The following is a 14,597-nucleotide window of genomic DNA, read 5'->3' on the forward strand; positions in this document are numbered from 1 at the left end:
GGCCGGGTGCATCCAAAATTTGGGCCTGCGCGGAATTGACCCGCTGCGCGCGCGGCTTAGGGAGTGGCGACAGAGAGTTTGGCCGCAAAGTGAGGCCGATGCAGAGGACTGATATGGCCAACGCTCCCAGCAAACCACGCTCGTTTCAGGAGGTCATCCTGCGGCTGCAATCCTATTGGGCCACAAAGGGCTGTGCGGTACTGCAACCCTATGACATGGAAGTGGGGGCGGGTACATTTCACCCGGCAACGACATTGCGTTCACTGGGCAGCCAGCCTTGGGCCGCGGCCTATGTGCAGCCTTCGCGCCGTCCCACCGATGGGCGTTATGGCGAAAACCCCAACCGGTTGCAGCACTACTACCAGTATCAGGTGCTGATCAAACCCAGCCCGCCGGATTTGCAAGAGCTCTACCTCGGCAGCCTGGAGGCCATCGGCATCGACATGGCCCTGCATGACATCCGCTTTGTCGAGGATGACTGGGAAAGCCCCACCTTGGGCGCCTGGGGTCTGGGTTGGGAGGTTTGGTGCGATGGCATGGAAGTCAGCCAGTTCACTTACTTCCAGCAGGTGGGCGGGCACGATTGCCAGCCTGTGTCGGGTGAGCTGACCTACGGGCTGGAGCGTCTGGCCATGTATGTGCTTGGCGTTGATCACGTGATGGACATGCCCTTCAACGATCCTGATGCGCCCATCGCGCTCACATATGGCGATGTCTTCCGTCAGACCGAGCAAGAGTTTTCACGCTGGAACTTCGATGTCGCCAACACCGAGGTGCTGCTGCGTCACTTTGAGGAGGCCGAGGCCGAATGCGAGGCCATCCTGAGCCAACCTGCCGAAGACCCCAAGACGGGGCACAGGATCATTATGGCGCATCCCGCCTATGACCAATGCATCAAGGCCAGCCATATCTTCAACCTGCTCGATGCGCGCGGCGTGATCTCTGTGACTGAACGGCAGGCCTATATCGGCCGGGTCCGCGCTCTGGCCAAGCAATGCGCCGACGCCTTTGTGCAGACCGAAGCCGGCGGGGCGGCGGCCTGAGATGGGAAAGGTTTTGGGCATCGCCATCTTGCTCTGCGCGCTTATTGCGGGCGCGGCGATGTATTATCTGCAGGTTTATCATTTCTACGAAGAAGTGACACCAACCGGCACCGATGATGTCCAGTTGACGCGCCTTGCTGAGGCCGCCCCAGAACCCATTCTTTACCAGGGTTTTCAAGCGATTGACGCCACAAGCTCTCCCATTCGCTACCGCGCTTGTTTTACAACCGAGATGAGCCTCGCCACCCTGACCGAAACCTACCAGATTTACGAAGACGCCGAGCCGTTGACCGCGCCGGGCTGGTTTGAGTGTTTCGATGCCGAAGTCATCGGCGGCGCGCTGGAGGATGGCAGCGCACTGGCCTTTCTGGGGCAGGAAAACATCCAATATGGCATCGACCGCGTGGTGGTTGTGACCGACGATGGCCGTGGCTATGCCTGGCAACAGATCAATGCCTGCGGCGAGGTTGTCTTTGACGGCAATCGCGCGCCCGAAGGCTGCCCCGAACCGCCGCAAGGATACTGACCGATGCCTGATCTTCTGATCGAACTCTTCTCCGAGGAAATCCCGGCGCGTATGCAGGCACGGGCGGCGGACGACCTGAAGAAACGTATGACCGACGGGATGGTTGAGGCAGGGTTGACCTATGCCTCGGCCGCAGGGTTTGCGACACCGCGGCGGCTGACGCTGACGGTTGAGGGGCTGACGGCTGAAAGCCCCACCTTTAGCGAAGAACGCAAAGGCCCGCGCGTCGATGCGCCGGAAAAGGCGATCGAAGGCTTCCTGCGAGGGGCAGGTCTTACACGCGACGATCTGGAAATCCGCGACGAGAAAAAGGGCCAGGTTTACTTCGCCAAGATCACCAAGCCGGGTCGTCCTGCTGCGCAAATCATTGCCGAAGTGCTAGAGGATACGATCCGCAATTTCCCATGGACTAAATCCATGCGCTGGGGGGCAGGGTCCTTGCGCTGGGCGCGGCCTTTGCACAGCATTCTGTGCATTCTGACGGATGATGCGGGCGAGGCGCAGGTGGTGGGTTTGGATGTGGACGGCATCGCCTCGGGCGACACCACACGCGGCCATAGGTTCATGGCGCCAGATATATTTTCTGTAACGTCTTTCGAGGATTACACCGCCAAGCTCAAGCGCGCGCATGTGGTGCTGGACCCCGAGGAACGCGCCCGCGCCATCTGGCAGGACGCCACCAATCAGGCCTTTGCCGCCGGGCTAGAGGTGGTCGAGGACCCGGGCCTTCTGCGCGAGGTGGCGGGGCTGGTGGAATGGCCAGTGGTGCTGATGGGCGCGATTGACGCAGAGTTCCTCGACCTGCCGCCCGAGGTGCTGCAGACGTCGATGAAAGAGCATCAGAAGTTCTTTTCTGTGAAGAACCCCAAGACTGGGCGGATCGAGCGCTTCATCACCGTGGCCAATCGCGAGACGGCGGATCACGGGGCGACCATTCTGGCGGGCAATCAAAAGGTGCTGTCCGCGCGGCTGTCGGATGCGAAGTTCTTTTGGGAGAATGACCTGCGCGTTGCTAAGGGCGATCAAATGCAACCTTGGCTGGAGAGCCTGAAATCCGTGACCTTCCACAACAAGCTGGGGTCTCAGGCGGAGCGGATTGAGCGGATTGCCATGCTAGCGCAGGAGTTGGCCGATGTGACCGGCGTGGATGCTGATGCGGCAGAGCAGGCGGCGCGCGTGGCCAAGGCCGATCTCAGCTCTGAAATGGTCTACGAATTCCCTGAACTTCAAGGGCTTATGGGGCGGTATTACAGCGAAGCAGCGGGTCTGTCCGCTGAGGTTGCTGCCGCCTGTGAAGAACATTACTCGCCGCTGGGGCCGTCTGATGCCGTGCCGACTGCGCCTGTGTCGGTCACTGTGGCTTTGGCCGATAAGCTCGATACGTTGGCAGGGTTTTGGTGGGTTAGTGAAAAACCCACCGGGTCGAAGGATCCATTTGCTCTACGACGTGCCGCACTTGGAGTAATACGGCTTTTGATCGAAAATGATCTAAGGGCCAGCTTATTGGATATTTTGCTGTATTGTTACAGTCCATATGAATCAAAGCTGTCCTTCGAAATACAACAGGATTTCCATGAACAGGAAAAGACAGCGGCTTCGTTTCTTGGACTCAGCGCCCCAGAACTTGAAGAACTGCGTAGTGCAATAATTGAGGAACGTAAACTCAAAGGCACATCCAAACCCTTTTTCGCGCTTAATTTAAACTTCAACGAAATCGTTCATCCTGGCTCTGACCTCCTCGCCTTCTTCCACGACCGTCTCAAAGTGTTCTTGCGCGACGAAGGCATCCGTCATGACGTGATCGACGCCTGTATCGCGATGGAGGGTAATGATGATCTGGCCCTTCTGGTGAAACGCGCCCGGGCCTTGCAGGCGGTTCTGTCCACCGAAGACGGTGAAAACCTCGTTCAGGGGTTCAAACGTGCCGACAACCTTCTCACCCAGGCCGAGGAAAAGGATGGCGTGGAGTATTCCTTTGGCGCGGACCCGAAATTCGCCGAGGACGAAACCGAAAAAGCCCTCTTTGCCGCCCTCGATGCGGCAGATGCGAAGATCGCCAAAGCCAGCAAAGAAGAAGATTTCACCACTGCCATGGCCGCCATGGCCGATCTGCGCGGGCCGATTGATGCGTTTTTCGAGGCGGTGCAGATCAACTCGGACAATGAAATTCTGCGCCGCAATCGGTTGAATCTGCTTCATAAAATCCGAGAGATTTGCCTACAAGCCGCAGACCTGCGCAAGCTTGAGGGCTAGGCGGACAGAGACACTCTGTCTATTCCGCCTGACACCTCTTGCCTATTAAATCAGCATAGTTATGCTGCGTGCGAGAAGGAAACGCCGCAGTGCAGCAAAACGACCCGAATATCACTCTGATCACGCCGGGTGCGCCCATGGCGGCCAGCACCCATGGCGGACGGGCAAAATGCCTGCAACGCCTTGTGCGGCTGGAGCTGCCCGTGCCGAGGACCGTGGCGCTGTCTTTTGACGCGGTGAACGCGATTGCGGCGGGCGAAACCCCTGACATGTCAGCCCTTCTTCAGCCATTCGGCGACTCGGCGGTGCTGTGTGTGCGGCCCTCATCGGAAGACCCTGATTGGGGCGGGCCGGGCGCAATTCTGAACATCGGCATGAATGACGCGCGCTATGTCGAGTTGTCTGATCGATTGGGTAAAGCCGCCGCTGCGGATCTTTATCTGCGCTTCGTGCAATCTTATTCGGTTCATGTTGCGCGGGTCGATCCCGATCTTTTTGACGACCTTTCGGACGACCCGGTTGAGGCCTTGGGCGAGGCGTTGGCCGCCTATGAAGAAGACATCGAAGAGGCGTTTCCACAAGATACCGGCGCGCAGCTTCTGGAAGTGCTCAAATCCATGGCACGGGCCTGGCAGGGCACGACAGCACGGCTTTTGCGGCAGGCCAAGGGCGCGCCTGCGGATGCGGGACTTGGCCTTGTGGTGCAGGAAATGGCGCTGGGGCTTGGCACGGGCGTGAGCGGTTCAGGTGTGATGCAGTTGGTCAACTCGGACACCGGCGCGCGGCAATGCACGGGCCGCTATCTGAGCCAGAGCCAGGGACGTGAGGCGCTCAACCAAGAGAAAGATGCGGTTTTCCTGCAAAAAGATGACCGTGGCCCGTCGCTTCAGGAGATGGCACCAGAGGCATTTGCCGATCTCAAGACCTACACCAAGCTCATGCGCGAAAAGCTGCGCGAAGAGATGCAGTCGGAGTTCACCATAGAGGACGGCAAGGTGTACCTCCTTGATGGCGTGCGCGTCGCGCGCAGTGCACGTGCGGCAGTGTCCATTGCCGTGGCGCTGGCCGAGGATGGCATCATCAGCCGCGAAGAGGCGCTCATGCGGATCGAGCCGCGCGCCTTGAATGAACTTTTGCACCGCCAGATTGACCCCGAAGCGCCGCGTGATGAGCTGGCGCGCGGCATTGGCGCAAGCCCTGGCGCTGCCTCTGGCAAGATTGTCTTTACCGCCGCTGATGCGCAGGCCGCTGATGCACAAGGCGAGGCGACAATTCTGGTGCGCCGCGAGACCAGCCCAGAAGACATTCGTGGCATGCATGCCGCTGCTGGTGTGCTGACAGAGCGCGGCGGGATCACCAGCCATGCCGCCGTGATTGGCCGCGGTATTGGTAAACCGTGTGTTGTAGGGGCCAACGACATCACATTCCAGACCAAGCGCAAACGGTTGGTCTTTCCGGACGGTCGGATGCTCAAGGCTGGCGACGTCATCACCATCGATGGCAGCAGCGGAGAGGTACTGGCTGGTGAACCCAAGATGCTGGAAGCTGCGCGAGACGACAGCTTCCGGACGCTGATGGAATGGGCCGACGCCACCCGCGACATCGAGGTACGCGCAAATGCCGACACGCCTGAAGACGCACTTGTGGCGCAGAATTTCAAGGCGCAAGGCATTGGCCTCTGCCGGACCGAACATATGTTTGTGGATCCCAGCCGTCTGATCGCCATCCGCGAGATGATTTTTGCGGATTCCAGCGAAGACCGCGCCTCAGCGCTCGAAGTGCTTTTGCCCATGCAGCGCGCCGATTTCACCGATCTTTTCCGGATCATGCAGGGGCTTCCGGTCTGTATTCGTCTCTTTGATCCGCCGCTTCATGAATACCTGCCCTCAGACCGAGACGGCATTCGCGAGTTGGCCGAGGCGCTGGATTTGCCCGTGGCAGACGTCACAGAGCGGGTTGAGGCGCTTGATGAATATAACCCCATGCTGGGCATGCGCGGCGTGCGCCTGGGCATCGCCGTTCCTGAAATCTACGAAATGCAGGCGCGGGCGATTTTTGAGGCCACGGTTGAGGCCAGCCATGACGGTGAGGCGGTGGTGCCTGAAATCATGATCCCGCTGGTCTCTGCCATGCGCGAGGTTGAACTGGTTAAGAAAAGCGTGGATGCCGTGGCCGCGGCTGTGCGCACCGAAACGGGCAGCGAGTTCACCTATCGTCTGGGTGTGATGGTGGAGACACCACGCGCGGCGTTGCGTGCCCATGAGATCGCGCAGCACGTTTCATTCCTCAGCTTTGGAACCAATGACCTCACACAGATGACCTATGGCCTGAGCCGCGATGACGCCGGACGCTTCATGTCGGCCTATGTGCAGCAGGGTGTCTACCCCGAAGACCCGTTTCACGTGCTGGACGTGGACGGGGTTGGGGAGCTTCTTGAGATTGGGGCCAAACGGGGCAGAGAGGCCGCCCCAGAGTTGACTCTGTCCATTTGTGGCGAGCACGGCGGCAACCCCGAATCAATCGCATTCTGCCGAAATGCGGGGTTTGACTACGTTTCCTGTTCACCTTTCCGGGTTCCGGTGGCGCGACTTGCTGCCGCACAGCTGGCCGTAAAAGACAAGGTTACGTAGACAATACGCCGCCAGGCGCCAGATTTGCCAAGATCTGAGGTCAATAGCCTTCCATTTATTACTTTGTGGCGGAAATGTGCCGAGGCCGGACTAGACCGAAAGCCTTATTTTTCCTATATGCGCCGTGAATTAAGGCCGAATTGCGGCCTGGAAAGACCTGGGGGCTAAGATGAAAAAGCTGACGGCGCTTGCGCTGATGGCATTTGGTACGGCTGGATATGCCGAACCGGATGCGGGCCATTTCTCTGCGCACAACCACCGTGTGCTGAGCTCAATCCCGAGCTCGATTGTTGTGAACGTGGACGAATTTAGAACTGACATTTCCTACACCAAGGATTGGATCGAGGATCAAACGTTCAAGGGCGGCGATGCCGAATGGGAATGCCTCGCCGAGGCGATCTATTTCGAGGCGCGCGGTGAAAGCGTAAAAGGTCAGTTCGCCGTGGCCGAAGTGATCCTGAACCGCGTGGACAGCGCGACTTTTCCGGACACGATCTGTGGTGTCGTAAACCAGGGCACAGGACGCAAGTATCAGTGCCAGTTCACCTATACCTGTGATGGCTACAAAGAGGTCATCAATGAGCCCAAGACATACAAGCGTGTTGGCAAGGTGGCGCAGGTCATGATGCAGAACGGCGCACCGCGTGATTTGACGGATGGGGCGACCCATTACCACACCAAAGCGGTAAATCCGCGCTGGGCGCGGAAATTCCCGCGCACCACGACCATCGGTGTTCATCATTTCTACCGCATGCCAACGCGCGTTACGTCGAACTGATCCGCCGCTAGAATCCGGTTGACACGAAGCCCGCCACCGTTAAAAGGCAGGCTTCATGACGCATTTCGCGGGGTGTCCATCGCCCTGCTGCAGGAGAGACAAAATGGCGAAGCCGACCACGATCAAGATCCGCCTGAACTCGACCGCGGATACGGGGCATTTTTATGTCACCAAGAAAAACGCACGTACCATGACCGAGAAGATGGTTGTGCGCAAATACGACCCGGTCGCGCGCAAGCATGTTGAATATAAAGAAGGCAAGATCAAGTAAGATCAGCCTTTGTTGAATTTTGAAAGGCCGTGCCCGAAAGGCGCGGCTTTTTTCGTTGTTTCCGGTATTTCGGATTGTCGCCCTGCCTGCGTTCATTCTTGGTGTTCATGCAAGTGCATTTGACCGAACTTGGAAGCTGTGAGACATTTTCGACATTAGTTTAGTTTTTTAGGATTTTGATATGTTCAATTCAGTCACAAAAGCTGCGTGTTTTGCAGCTGCTTTCGCCCTTGCACCGACAGCACATGCCGCCACAGTCACCTTTGACATCGAAATTGCCGGTGTCACAGGCATGTTTGATGCACCCGAAGCGGGCGGGTTACTGTCGAGCTTTAACATCACCTTGGGCGGGGTCACGTTTGACACCCTTGGCATGGGTGTCTCCGCTCCAGTCTATAATGCTGTGGACAATGACATTCGTGGCAATGGCTCCACAGAAGCTTCCATCCTGAATTCTGTGGCTGGACCGGGCTGTGCGGCCTTGTCCTGCATTCTGTCGCTTGAAGATTCGGTTGATCCCGGTGTTGTCCCGCCGCTTTATGCGATCTTTCCGCTGGAAGGCGGTATTCCCGGCACAGTCACAAGCGCGGGTGAATACACGATCACAGCTCCGGCGCCCGTACCGTTGCCGGCTCCATTGGCGTTGTTGCTCGGCGCTGTTCTAAGCCTTTTGGGGCTGCGAAAGGCCAAGAATTGGCGGCGACACTTTGTGTCTTTCCGGCAAAACCCTGGCTCAGTTTGATCCAACATCCACGCTACCCCCTAGTGCTTTGAAAACAGTTTGTTTTCAAACATTGTAAAATTAGTGGAAAAATAGCCGGATTCAGCCCGAATTCAGCCAAAGTCTCTGGCGACTGTTCTTCCAAAGACCTGTTGTTTTTGGAAGTGAGTTATGAGTGGGCTGATTAAAAAGTACGCACCTCAGATTGGGTACATAATATTTCCAAATTTGCGTCGGGAGTTGATTGGGTCTGGTCAGGTCGAAAACAGGTTACCAGGCGAGCCTGTTAACCTTCTCGTCAAGGCGCATTACCGCGAAGACCCGGACGCGCTCTTTGCCCGCGCCAGTAGCTTCGCCGATGTGATGCATGTCACGCGACGTATCGCGTCGTATAAAAATCTGCCCGCCAGTCGCATGGAACAAGGCAAAACCTACACCACCGATATCCGCATACTTAAGCTGTTTCGGTATGCGAACTACAATATCCGGATAGACTGTGTGAACCCTGTTGACCGGGTCTTGATCACCAAGGAAGGCAACCGGGATGTCCGCTCGTGGAAACACCGCGTCGACGTCAAACCATCCCGCACTGGCTCTGTTTGGACAGACTATCTGGAAATCGACGCGGGACTGCTCACGCCTTTTGTGTGCCTATTCGCACGCTTCATGTATATCCACCGCCATAAACAGCGCGGTGCTGCAGGCGTGCGTGCCGTTATGGGCGACAAGGCGAGAAAAGTGCATCAGATGACGGTGAACGAGAACCATTGTTTTTCTGCAAGTTCCTGACGCAACATGACACAGGTCGCACAAAGAAAAAGGCCGGTCCAATAAGACCGGCCTTTGAATTTGGCTATCGCAGTTCGCTTACTCGCGGTTGCCCAACAGGTTCAGCAGGAAGATGAACATGTTGATGAAGTCGAGATAGAGGTTCAGCGCGCCCATGATGGCCGCTTTGCCAAGCCATTCGCTGTCGCCACTGTGCGCATGAGCGAGATACGTGTTCTTGATCTGCTGTGTGTCGTATGCGGTTAGACCCGCAAAGATCAGCACGCCGATCACCGAGATGGCGAACATCATCGCACTCGACAGGATGAAGAGATTCACAATCGAGGCAACGATCAGGCCGATTACACCCATGATCAGAAAGCTGCCCCAGCCGGAAATATCTTTCTTCGTGGTGTAGCCCCAAAGGGACAGACCCGCGAAAGCAATTGCCGTGATGAGGAAGACCTGTGCAATCGAGAAGTCGGTGAAGATCACGAAGATATAAGAGATCGACACGCCCATCACGGCTGCGAAGGTGTAAAAGAAGAGTTGTGCCGCAGCTGCAGACAGCTTGTTGATCATGGCGCTAAAGGCGAAAACCATGATCAACGGTGCGAACATCACGATATAGCGGGTGAACCCGGTAAAGAGCGTGTTCATTAGCGCCGCGTTGTTGCCAACCGCCCAGGCCGCCGCAAAGGTCAGCACCATGCCGATCGACATGGTCGCATAGACCTTGTTCATATGGGCGCGTAGACCTTCGTCGATCTCAGCCGTACGCGCGCCAGTTGACGTCCGGATCGTTTCGAATTCAGCCATTAAAGCCTCCGATAAGTGTCCCAAACAAAGTCCATCACGGACCTTGGTTCTAATATCGGTAAGGTTGAAGGGCTTTTCAAGCAATTCTGGGGCGAAAAATTGACAGAAATACTCTGATAGCGTCTTTTAGAGCGCTTTGCGACGAACCGACGCTGTAACATAGTGCAAAACGCGTGAAAAATTCATGATTTCACGCGTTTCGCTTTGTTTTGATATCTTGGATCCGACGCTGCATTCTTTAGCGCGCCACGTCCCAGATCGGGCGGTTTACTTCAAGTTCCGCTTCTTCGCGCGTCAGACCAATGTCGCTTAACGCGCGGTCATCCAGACGCGACAATGCGCGGCGCTCACGGTAGACGGCGAACATATCAGCAAGCGAGGCACGGCGCGCCGTGGCGTTTGCATGTGTGCGGCGGGTGGATACGGTCAGCATGGGTATATCCTTTCAATTTTAGTGATACGTTTTCTGGTTGCATCTTTTCTGTTGATATATCTGGCATAGACGGTATGATTTTCAAAATGAATGTTTGATACAATTATCATCAAGGATTGTGATGTAATGAGAAATCTGGACATGACCACGCTCCGGTCTTTCATGACCGTGGCAGAGCAGGGCGGCGTCACACGCGCAGCCCAGGTGCTGAACCTCACGCAATCCGCGGTGTCGATGCAGCTCAAGCGGCTTGAAGAGATGTTGGGCATCGAGCTTATGGATCGCTCAAACCGGCGCATTGCGCTCACCGCGTCAGGCGAACAGCTTTTGACCTACGCACGCCGTATTGTGGACCTCAACGATGAAGCCGTGGGGCGTCTGGCGGATGAGGTGTTCGAAGGCGAACTGACACTCGGTGTGCCGCACGACATCGTCTATCCGGTGATCCCACGCGTGCTGAAAACCTTCAACAGCGTCTTTCCCCGCGTGAACGTGGCCTTGAAGTCTTCCAGCACGGTGAAACTGCACGAAGCGCTCAAGCGCGGCGAGGTTGACCTTATCCTGACCACCGAAGAACAGCTTTCGCCGGGGGGTGAGACCCTGGCTGAAATGCCGCTCAAATGGGTGGGTGCGATGGGCGGGCAAGCGTGGCGCAAACGCCCCCTGCGCCTTGGCTTTTGCAAGTTCTGCATTTTCCGACCCATTGTCCTGCGGCGTCTCGATGCCATGGGCATTCCATGGGAGCTGGCCATCGAGTCGGATGAGGACCGCTCGGTTGAGGCCCTGATCAGCGCTGATCTGGCCGTGGGCGCGCTTTTGGAATCAAGCATTCCGCCGCATCAGGAAGCGATCAATGCGCCTGGACAGTTGCCCGATTTGGGCATTCAGCGGATCAACATGTATGGCGCGTCCGGTCGGGACGAGATTGCCACCAAACTGGCCGACCTGTTACGGCAGGGCTATTGCGCCACGCCGCCTGCGTTGCTGCGCCAAGCCTGACGCGGATCAATCCTGATCCAACGTGATCACCACCTTGCCGGTTGATTTCCGGCTGCGTAAAAGCTCCAGCCCTTGCGCGGCCTCGTCCAGCGGCAAGGTATGGCTGATGTGAGGCGTGAGTTTTCCTGCCTCATACCAGGCCAGAAGCTGCGCCAGGCTGTCGGTGATGACCTGAGGTTTGAAGGCAAGGTAGCCCCCCCAGTAGAGCCCAAGCACGGAAAGGTTTTTGACCAGAAGGTGATTGGCCGGGATTTGCGGAACATCTCCGCTTGCAAATCCAATGGCCAAAAGGCGCGCTTCGGGCTTGCAGGCGCGAAAGGCGGCTTTGAACTGATCTCCGCCGACCGGGTCGTAGACGACATCAACACCGCCCAAAGCGCGACAGGCCTCTCGGATATCTTCCGTTTTGGCGTCAATCAGATGATCGGCCCCGGCGGCCTTGGCCACTTCCAGCTTGTCCGCGCCACGCGCGCAGGCAATAACTGTGGCCCCCATGAGCTTGCCGATTTCCACCGCCGTGAGGCCCACGCCCCCAGCGGCCCCCAGCACCAAGAGCGTTTCTCCGGCCTGTAGCTGAGCCTTGTGATCCAGCGCCACGTGGCTGGTGCCATAGGCAATCTGGAACGCGGCAGCATCAGTGAAAGGCATTGTCTCCGGCAATTTGACCGCCCGATCGGCTGGAAAAGTACCAAACTCTGCCAACCCCCCTTGGCCGCCAAAGACCGCCACTCGGTCCCCAATAGCGAAATCCGTCACATCAGCGCCCAAGGCTTCAATCGTACCGGCCACTTCCATACCCAGGGTAAAGGGCAGTTCGGGCGTGTCCTGATACTCACCTTTGACCATCAAAAGATCGGCGAAGTTGAGACCACACGCCCCGATCCGTACAAGAATTTCATCAGCTTTTGGGGTGGGCGGGTCGCATACAACAAGGGCAGGTGTTGCATTCGAGGCTGAAAGTCGAAAAGCACGCATCCACAACTGTCCTTTATCAGGTCGGGCAAGGTCTTGCCCTTGGTTGGCGAAAATCTGCGGGTGATGCAAGACCGTCTTTGTCGCGCAACTATTGCGAAATCTCAAACGCCGGGTTATACTCGTCTAGATTGAGAAATGTTAACAAAAAACTCGTTATCGTTTAGCCAAGCATCTTGTCTTTTGACTTATAGGTGGTAATTTTCCCCTGCGCGGCTGGGATGCGCCGTGCATATTAACTAACAGCGCGTCATTGGCTGCAGTTGGCCGGAATGAGTCGCGCATACATTGTGAAAGGATTGCCCATGCCGCACCCCGTAGATGTGCATGTCGGTAAACGGATACGTCATCGCAGATGGCTTGTCGGGATGACGCAGCAACAGCTTGCTGAAAGTGTCGGAATTAAGTTCCAGCAGATCCAGAAATATGAAACCGGTGCCAACCGTGTCAGCGCGTCGCGCTTGTGGGACATCGCTGGGTCTATGGATGTGGATGTGAGTTTCTTTTTCGAAGGTCTTGAACGGGTCTCCGAAGACAAGCAATCGACAGATGCTGCACCATCCGATCTGTTGGGCGACAAAGAAGCACTGGATTTGGTCCGGTCCTATTACTCGATCCCGGAAAATCAGCGTCGGCGGCTGTTTGATCTTGCCCGCGTGCTGAGCGACGTGGCTTGAGCCAAAGGGCTGTCCGGTTTAGTCATGCCGCCTAAGGGCGGCATGAGGGCTCTCGGATGGACCAGTCAGATATCGTAGAAACAGCGCACGCGTTGGCAGATGCCGCACGCGGCGCTATTTTGCCTTGGTTTCGTACCAAGAACCTTCAGGCCGAGAACAAGGCCGACATATCAAAACCGTTTGATCCTGTGACCCGTGCTGACCGCGCTGCCGAAAAGGCAATGCGCGAGGTGTTGGCACTTCGTCGGCCTGATGACGCGATATTGGGCGAGGAATTCGGCGCCACCGGTGGGCGCACTGGCCTGACGTGGGTGCTGGACCCGATTGATGGAACACGTGGATTTTTGACCGGCACGCCGACCTGGGGCGTCCTGATCGCGATCTCGGACGAGAACGGGCCGTTCTACGGCCTTATCGATCAGCCCTATATCGGCGAGCGTTTCGAAGGGGGCTGGGACGGGCCGAGATGTCAGGGCCTCATGGGCGTAAATCTCTCGCGACCTGCGGCAACCGTCCGCTTGGTGAGGCCAATCTCTTCACTACCTTTCCTGAAGTTGGCAGTAAGACCGAAGGCGAAGCCTTTCGCGCGGTTGCTGATCGTGTGCAATTCGCACGCTATGGGATGGATTGCTATGCCTATGCGCTTCTCGCCTCAGGGCAAGTGGATCTGGTGATTGAAGCCGGCCTAAACGCCTATGATATCCAGGCGCCCATCGCGGTGATAGAAGCGGCAGGTGGCATTGTCACCGACTGGTGCGGTGGTCCGGCGCATCACGGGGGCCAGGTTGTGGCCGCTGCCGGGCGCATGCAACACAAGGCGGCTCTGGGCATTCTGTCGGACTTTATTTGAGTGGCAGTGAGCACAATCTCGCGAGTTGACTAAGCACTGGTGGCGATTGCGTTTCACGTTACATAATGTCAGCGACATGAGCCTCCGAATTCTAACCATATTTATTCTCGCGATGACCTTGGTCGCGACACCTCTGACCGCCCAAGAGCTTCGTGACGCCAGTGAATCGGCCCGCGCTTGGCTTAATGACTATCGCGCGCAAAAAAATACTCCGGCGCTTGGAACGTCACCACCCCTGACAAAGGCTGCCGCCGCCCATGCACGCGACATGGCGCGCAAAGGGTTCTTCAGCCATAAGGGATCTGATGGAAGCTCGGTGGCAGATCGTGTGCAACGTCAGGGATATGGCTATTGCTTCGTGGCCGAGAATATCGCCAAGGGGCAACGTGATCTGGGGGCTGTCTTGCAAAGCTGGGCAGGGTCCAAGGGCCACAGACGGAACATGCTTAGCCGTGAGGCGCGCGAATTCGCACTGGTGCGCGGCCCGGGCAATATCTGGGTGATGGTTCTGGGAAGGTCGGGCTGCTAAAGCGTTTCGCCTTTAACCTGGGACATCAGCGAAAGGCGAAACGCGTGCAACGATTGAGTGTCGCGCGGCGTTTCGCGATCATCTGTTAGTCAGGTTTATCGCGAAACGCTTTAGGCGGCCTGTCGTTTGTTGTTCTGCGGAAGGGGCGTGTGTCTCGACCGCCCACACACGTCACACACTCCGTACTCAAAAGGCGGCCGCAACACACAACGGCGGTTCTACGCCGAGTTTGTGGCCGGAATTGGGGCAGAACAGGGTTTGCAAAAGACCAATTCACGGCAGGGGGCCACAAAGGTTGACGCGCTTTGCGCATTGCTGTGCGCGGGCG

General features: G+C 57.1%; 14 protein-coding genes and 1 pseudogene. 12 read left to right on the forward strand and 3 right to left on the reverse strand.

What is annotated here, in order from left to right:
• Positions 1-113 precede the first annotated feature (113 nt).
• The 8 genes from RZ517_RS07185 to RZ517_RS07220 all read left to right on the forward strand — a co-directional run bounded on the left by RZ517_RS07185 (position 114) and on the right by RZ517_RS07220 (position 9,011).
• Positions 114-1,043: a glycine--tRNA ligase subunit alpha gene (locus tag RZ517_RS07185; protein WP_338550777.1), complete on the forward strand. Its 930-nt coding sequence runs from the start codon at positions 114-116 to the stop codon at positions 1,041-1,043.
• Between the two features lies 1 nt (position 1,044).
• Positions 1,045-1,569, forward strand: a complete 525-nt coding sequence (locus tag RZ517_RS07190) for a DUF6446 family protein (protein WP_338550778.1) — start codon at positions 1,045-1,047, stop codon at positions 1,567-1,569.
• 3 nt (positions 1,570-1,572) lie between these two features.
• Positions 1,573-3,822 carry a glycine--tRNA ligase subunit beta gene (glyS, locus tag RZ517_RS07195; protein ID WP_338550779.1) on the forward strand — a complete coding sequence of 750 codons (2,250 nt, stop codon included), beginning with the start codon at positions 1,573-1,575 and terminating at the stop codon, positions 3,820-3,822.
• A 137-nt stretch (positions 3,823-3,959) separates the two neighbouring features.
• The gene (gene ppdK / locus RZ517_RS07200) at positions 3,960-6,452 is read left to right on the forward strand and encodes a pyruvate, phosphate dikinase (protein WP_338551123.1); all 2,493 of its coding nucleotides are present in this window, start codon (positions 3,960-3,962) and stop codon (positions 6,450-6,452) included.
• A gap of 169 nt (positions 6,453-6,621) precedes the next feature.
• Positions 6,622-7,230 carry a cell wall hydrolase gene (locus RZ517_RS07205; protein WP_338550780.1) on the forward strand — a complete coding sequence of 203 codons (609 nt, stop codon included), beginning with the start codon at positions 6,622-6,624 and terminating at the stop codon, positions 7,228-7,230.
• 103 nt (positions 7,231-7,333) lie between these two features.
• Positions 7,334-7,501 (forward strand): 50S ribosomal protein L33, encoded by a 168-nt coding sequence (gene rpmG / locus RZ517_RS07210; RefSeq protein ID WP_012179442.1) that lies wholly within the window; start codon positions 7,334-7,336, stop codon positions 7,499-7,501.
• 181 nt (positions 7,502-7,682) lie between these two features.
• Positions 7,683-8,243, forward strand: coding sequence for a hypothetical protein (locus tag RZ517_RS07215; protein WP_338550781.1), 561 nt, complete (start codon positions 7,683-7,685; stop codon positions 8,241-8,243).
• Positions 8,244-8,393: 150 nt separating this feature from the next.
• Positions 8,394-9,011 carry a hypothetical protein gene (locus RZ517_RS07220; RefSeq protein WP_338550782.1) on the forward strand — a complete coding sequence of 206 codons (618 nt, stop codon included), beginning with the start codon at positions 8,394-8,396 and terminating at the stop codon, positions 9,009-9,011.
• A gap of 78 nt (positions 9,012-9,089) precedes the next feature.
• Here RZ517_RS07220 and RZ517_RS07225 read toward each other — a convergent pair whose 3' ends face one another.
• On the reverse strand, positions 9,090-9,809 hold the full coding sequence (locus RZ517_RS07225) for a Bax inhibitor-1/YccA family protein (protein WP_338550783.1): 720 nt from the start codon (positions 9,807-9,809) through the stop codon (positions 9,090-9,092).
• Between the two features lie 238 nt (positions 9,810-10,047).
• Positions 10,048-10,242, reverse strand: coding sequence for a DUF1127 domain-containing protein (locus tag RZ517_RS07230; RefSeq protein WP_338550784.1), 195 nt, complete (start codon positions 10,240-10,242; stop codon positions 10,048-10,050).
• Between the two features lie 126 nt (positions 10,243-10,368).
• Here RZ517_RS07230 and RZ517_RS07235 point away from each other — a divergent pair, with 126 nt between their 5' ends.
• Positions 10,369-11,241, forward strand: coding sequence for a LysR family transcriptional regulator (locus RZ517_RS07235; RefSeq protein WP_338550785.1), 873 nt, complete (start codon positions 10,369-10,371; stop codon positions 11,239-11,241).
• A gap of 6 nt (positions 11,242-11,247) precedes the next feature.
• Here the strand turns inward: RZ517_RS07235 and RZ517_RS07240 are convergent, their stop codons facing one another.
• Positions 11,248-12,216 (reverse strand): NADPH:quinone oxidoreductase family protein, encoded by a 969-nt coding sequence (locus tag RZ517_RS07240; RefSeq protein ID WP_338550786.1) that lies wholly within the window; start codon positions 12,214-12,216, stop codon positions 11,248-11,250.
• Between the two features lie 302 nt (positions 12,217-12,518).
• On the opposite strand from RZ517_RS07240, the gene RZ517_RS07245 reads away from it, so the two are divergent.
• The 3 genes and pseudogenes from RZ517_RS07245 to RZ517_RS07255 all read left to right on the forward strand — a co-directional run bounded on the left by RZ517_RS07245 (position 12,519) and on the right by RZ517_RS07255 (position 14,269).
• Entirely contained in the window at positions 12,519-12,890 is a 372-nt protein-coding gene (locus RZ517_RS07245; RefSeq protein ID WP_338550787.1) for a helix-turn-helix domain-containing protein, read from the forward strand.
• Between the two features lie 56 nt (positions 12,891-12,946).
• Positions 12,947-13,740 (forward strand): annotated as a pseudogene (locus RZ517_RS07250) (inositol monophosphatase family protein).
• 76 nt (positions 13,741-13,816) lie between these two features.
• The gene (locus tag RZ517_RS07255; RefSeq protein ID WP_338550788.1) at positions 13,817-14,269 is read left to right on the forward strand and encodes a CAP domain-containing protein; all 453 of its coding nucleotides are present in this window, start codon (positions 13,817-13,819) and stop codon (positions 14,267-14,269) included.
• The last annotated feature ends 328 nt before the right edge of the window (positions 14,270-14,597 follow it).

It is taken from the genome of Roseovarius sp. S88 (assembly GCF_037023735.1).
Lineage (GTDB): Bacteria > Pseudomonadota > Alphaproteobacteria > Rhodobacterales > Rhodobacteraceae > Roseovarius > Roseovarius phycicola.

Excerpts from the sequence above, each read along its gene's own strand:
- RZ517_RS07185 (WP_338550777.1), top strand. The coding sequence starts at position 114 with ATGGCCAACGCTCCCAGCAAACCACGCTCGTTTCAGGAGGTCATCCTG.
- RZ517_RS07190 (WP_338550778.1), top strand. The coding sequence starts at position 1,045 with ATGGGAAAGGTTTTGGGCATCGCCATCTTGCTCTGCGCGCTTATTGCG.
- glyS (WP_338550779.1), top strand. The coding sequence starts at position 1,573 with ATGCCTGATCTTCTGATCGAACTCTTCTCCGAGGAAATCCCGGCGCGT.
- ppdK (WP_338551123.1), top strand. The coding sequence starts at position 3,960 with ATGGCGGCCAGCACCCATGGCGGACGGGCAAAATGCCTGCAACGCCTT.
- RZ517_RS07205 (WP_338550780.1), top strand. The coding sequence starts at position 6,622 with ATGAAAAAGCTGACGGCGCTTGCGCTGATGGCATTTGGTACGGCTGGA.
- rpmG (WP_012179442.1), top strand. The coding sequence starts at position 7,334 with ATGGCGAAGCCGACCACGATCAAGATCCGCCTGAACTCGACCGCGGAT.
- RZ517_RS07215 (WP_338550781.1), top strand. The coding sequence starts at position 7,683 with ATGTTCAATTCAGTCACAAAAGCTGCGTGTTTTGCAGCTGCTTTCGCC.
- RZ517_RS07220 (WP_338550782.1), top strand. The coding sequence starts at position 8,394 with ATGAGTGGGCTGATTAAAAAGTACGCACCTCAGATTGGGTACATAATA.
- RZ517_RS07225 (WP_338550783.1), bottom strand. The coding sequence starts at position 9,809 with ATGGCTGAATTCGAAACGATCCGGACGTCAACTGGCGCGCGTACGGCT.
- RZ517_RS07230 (WP_338550784.1), bottom strand. The coding sequence starts at position 10,242 with ATGCTGACCGTATCCACCCGCCGCACACATGCAAACGCCACGGCGCGC.
- RZ517_RS07235 (WP_338550785.1), top strand. The coding sequence starts at position 10,369 with ATGAGAAATCTGGACATGACCACGCTCCGGTCTTTCATGACCGTGGCA.
- RZ517_RS07240 (WP_338550786.1), bottom strand. The coding sequence starts at position 12,216 with ATGCGTGCTTTTCGACTTTCAGCCTCGAATGCAACACCTGCCCTTGTT.
- RZ517_RS07245 (WP_338550787.1), top strand. The coding sequence starts at position 12,519 with ATGCCGCACCCCGTAGATGTGCATGTCGGTAAACGGATACGTCATCGC.
- RZ517_RS07255 (WP_338550788.1), top strand. The coding sequence starts at position 13,817 with ATGAGCCTCCGAATTCTAACCATATTTATTCTCGCGATGACCTTGGTC.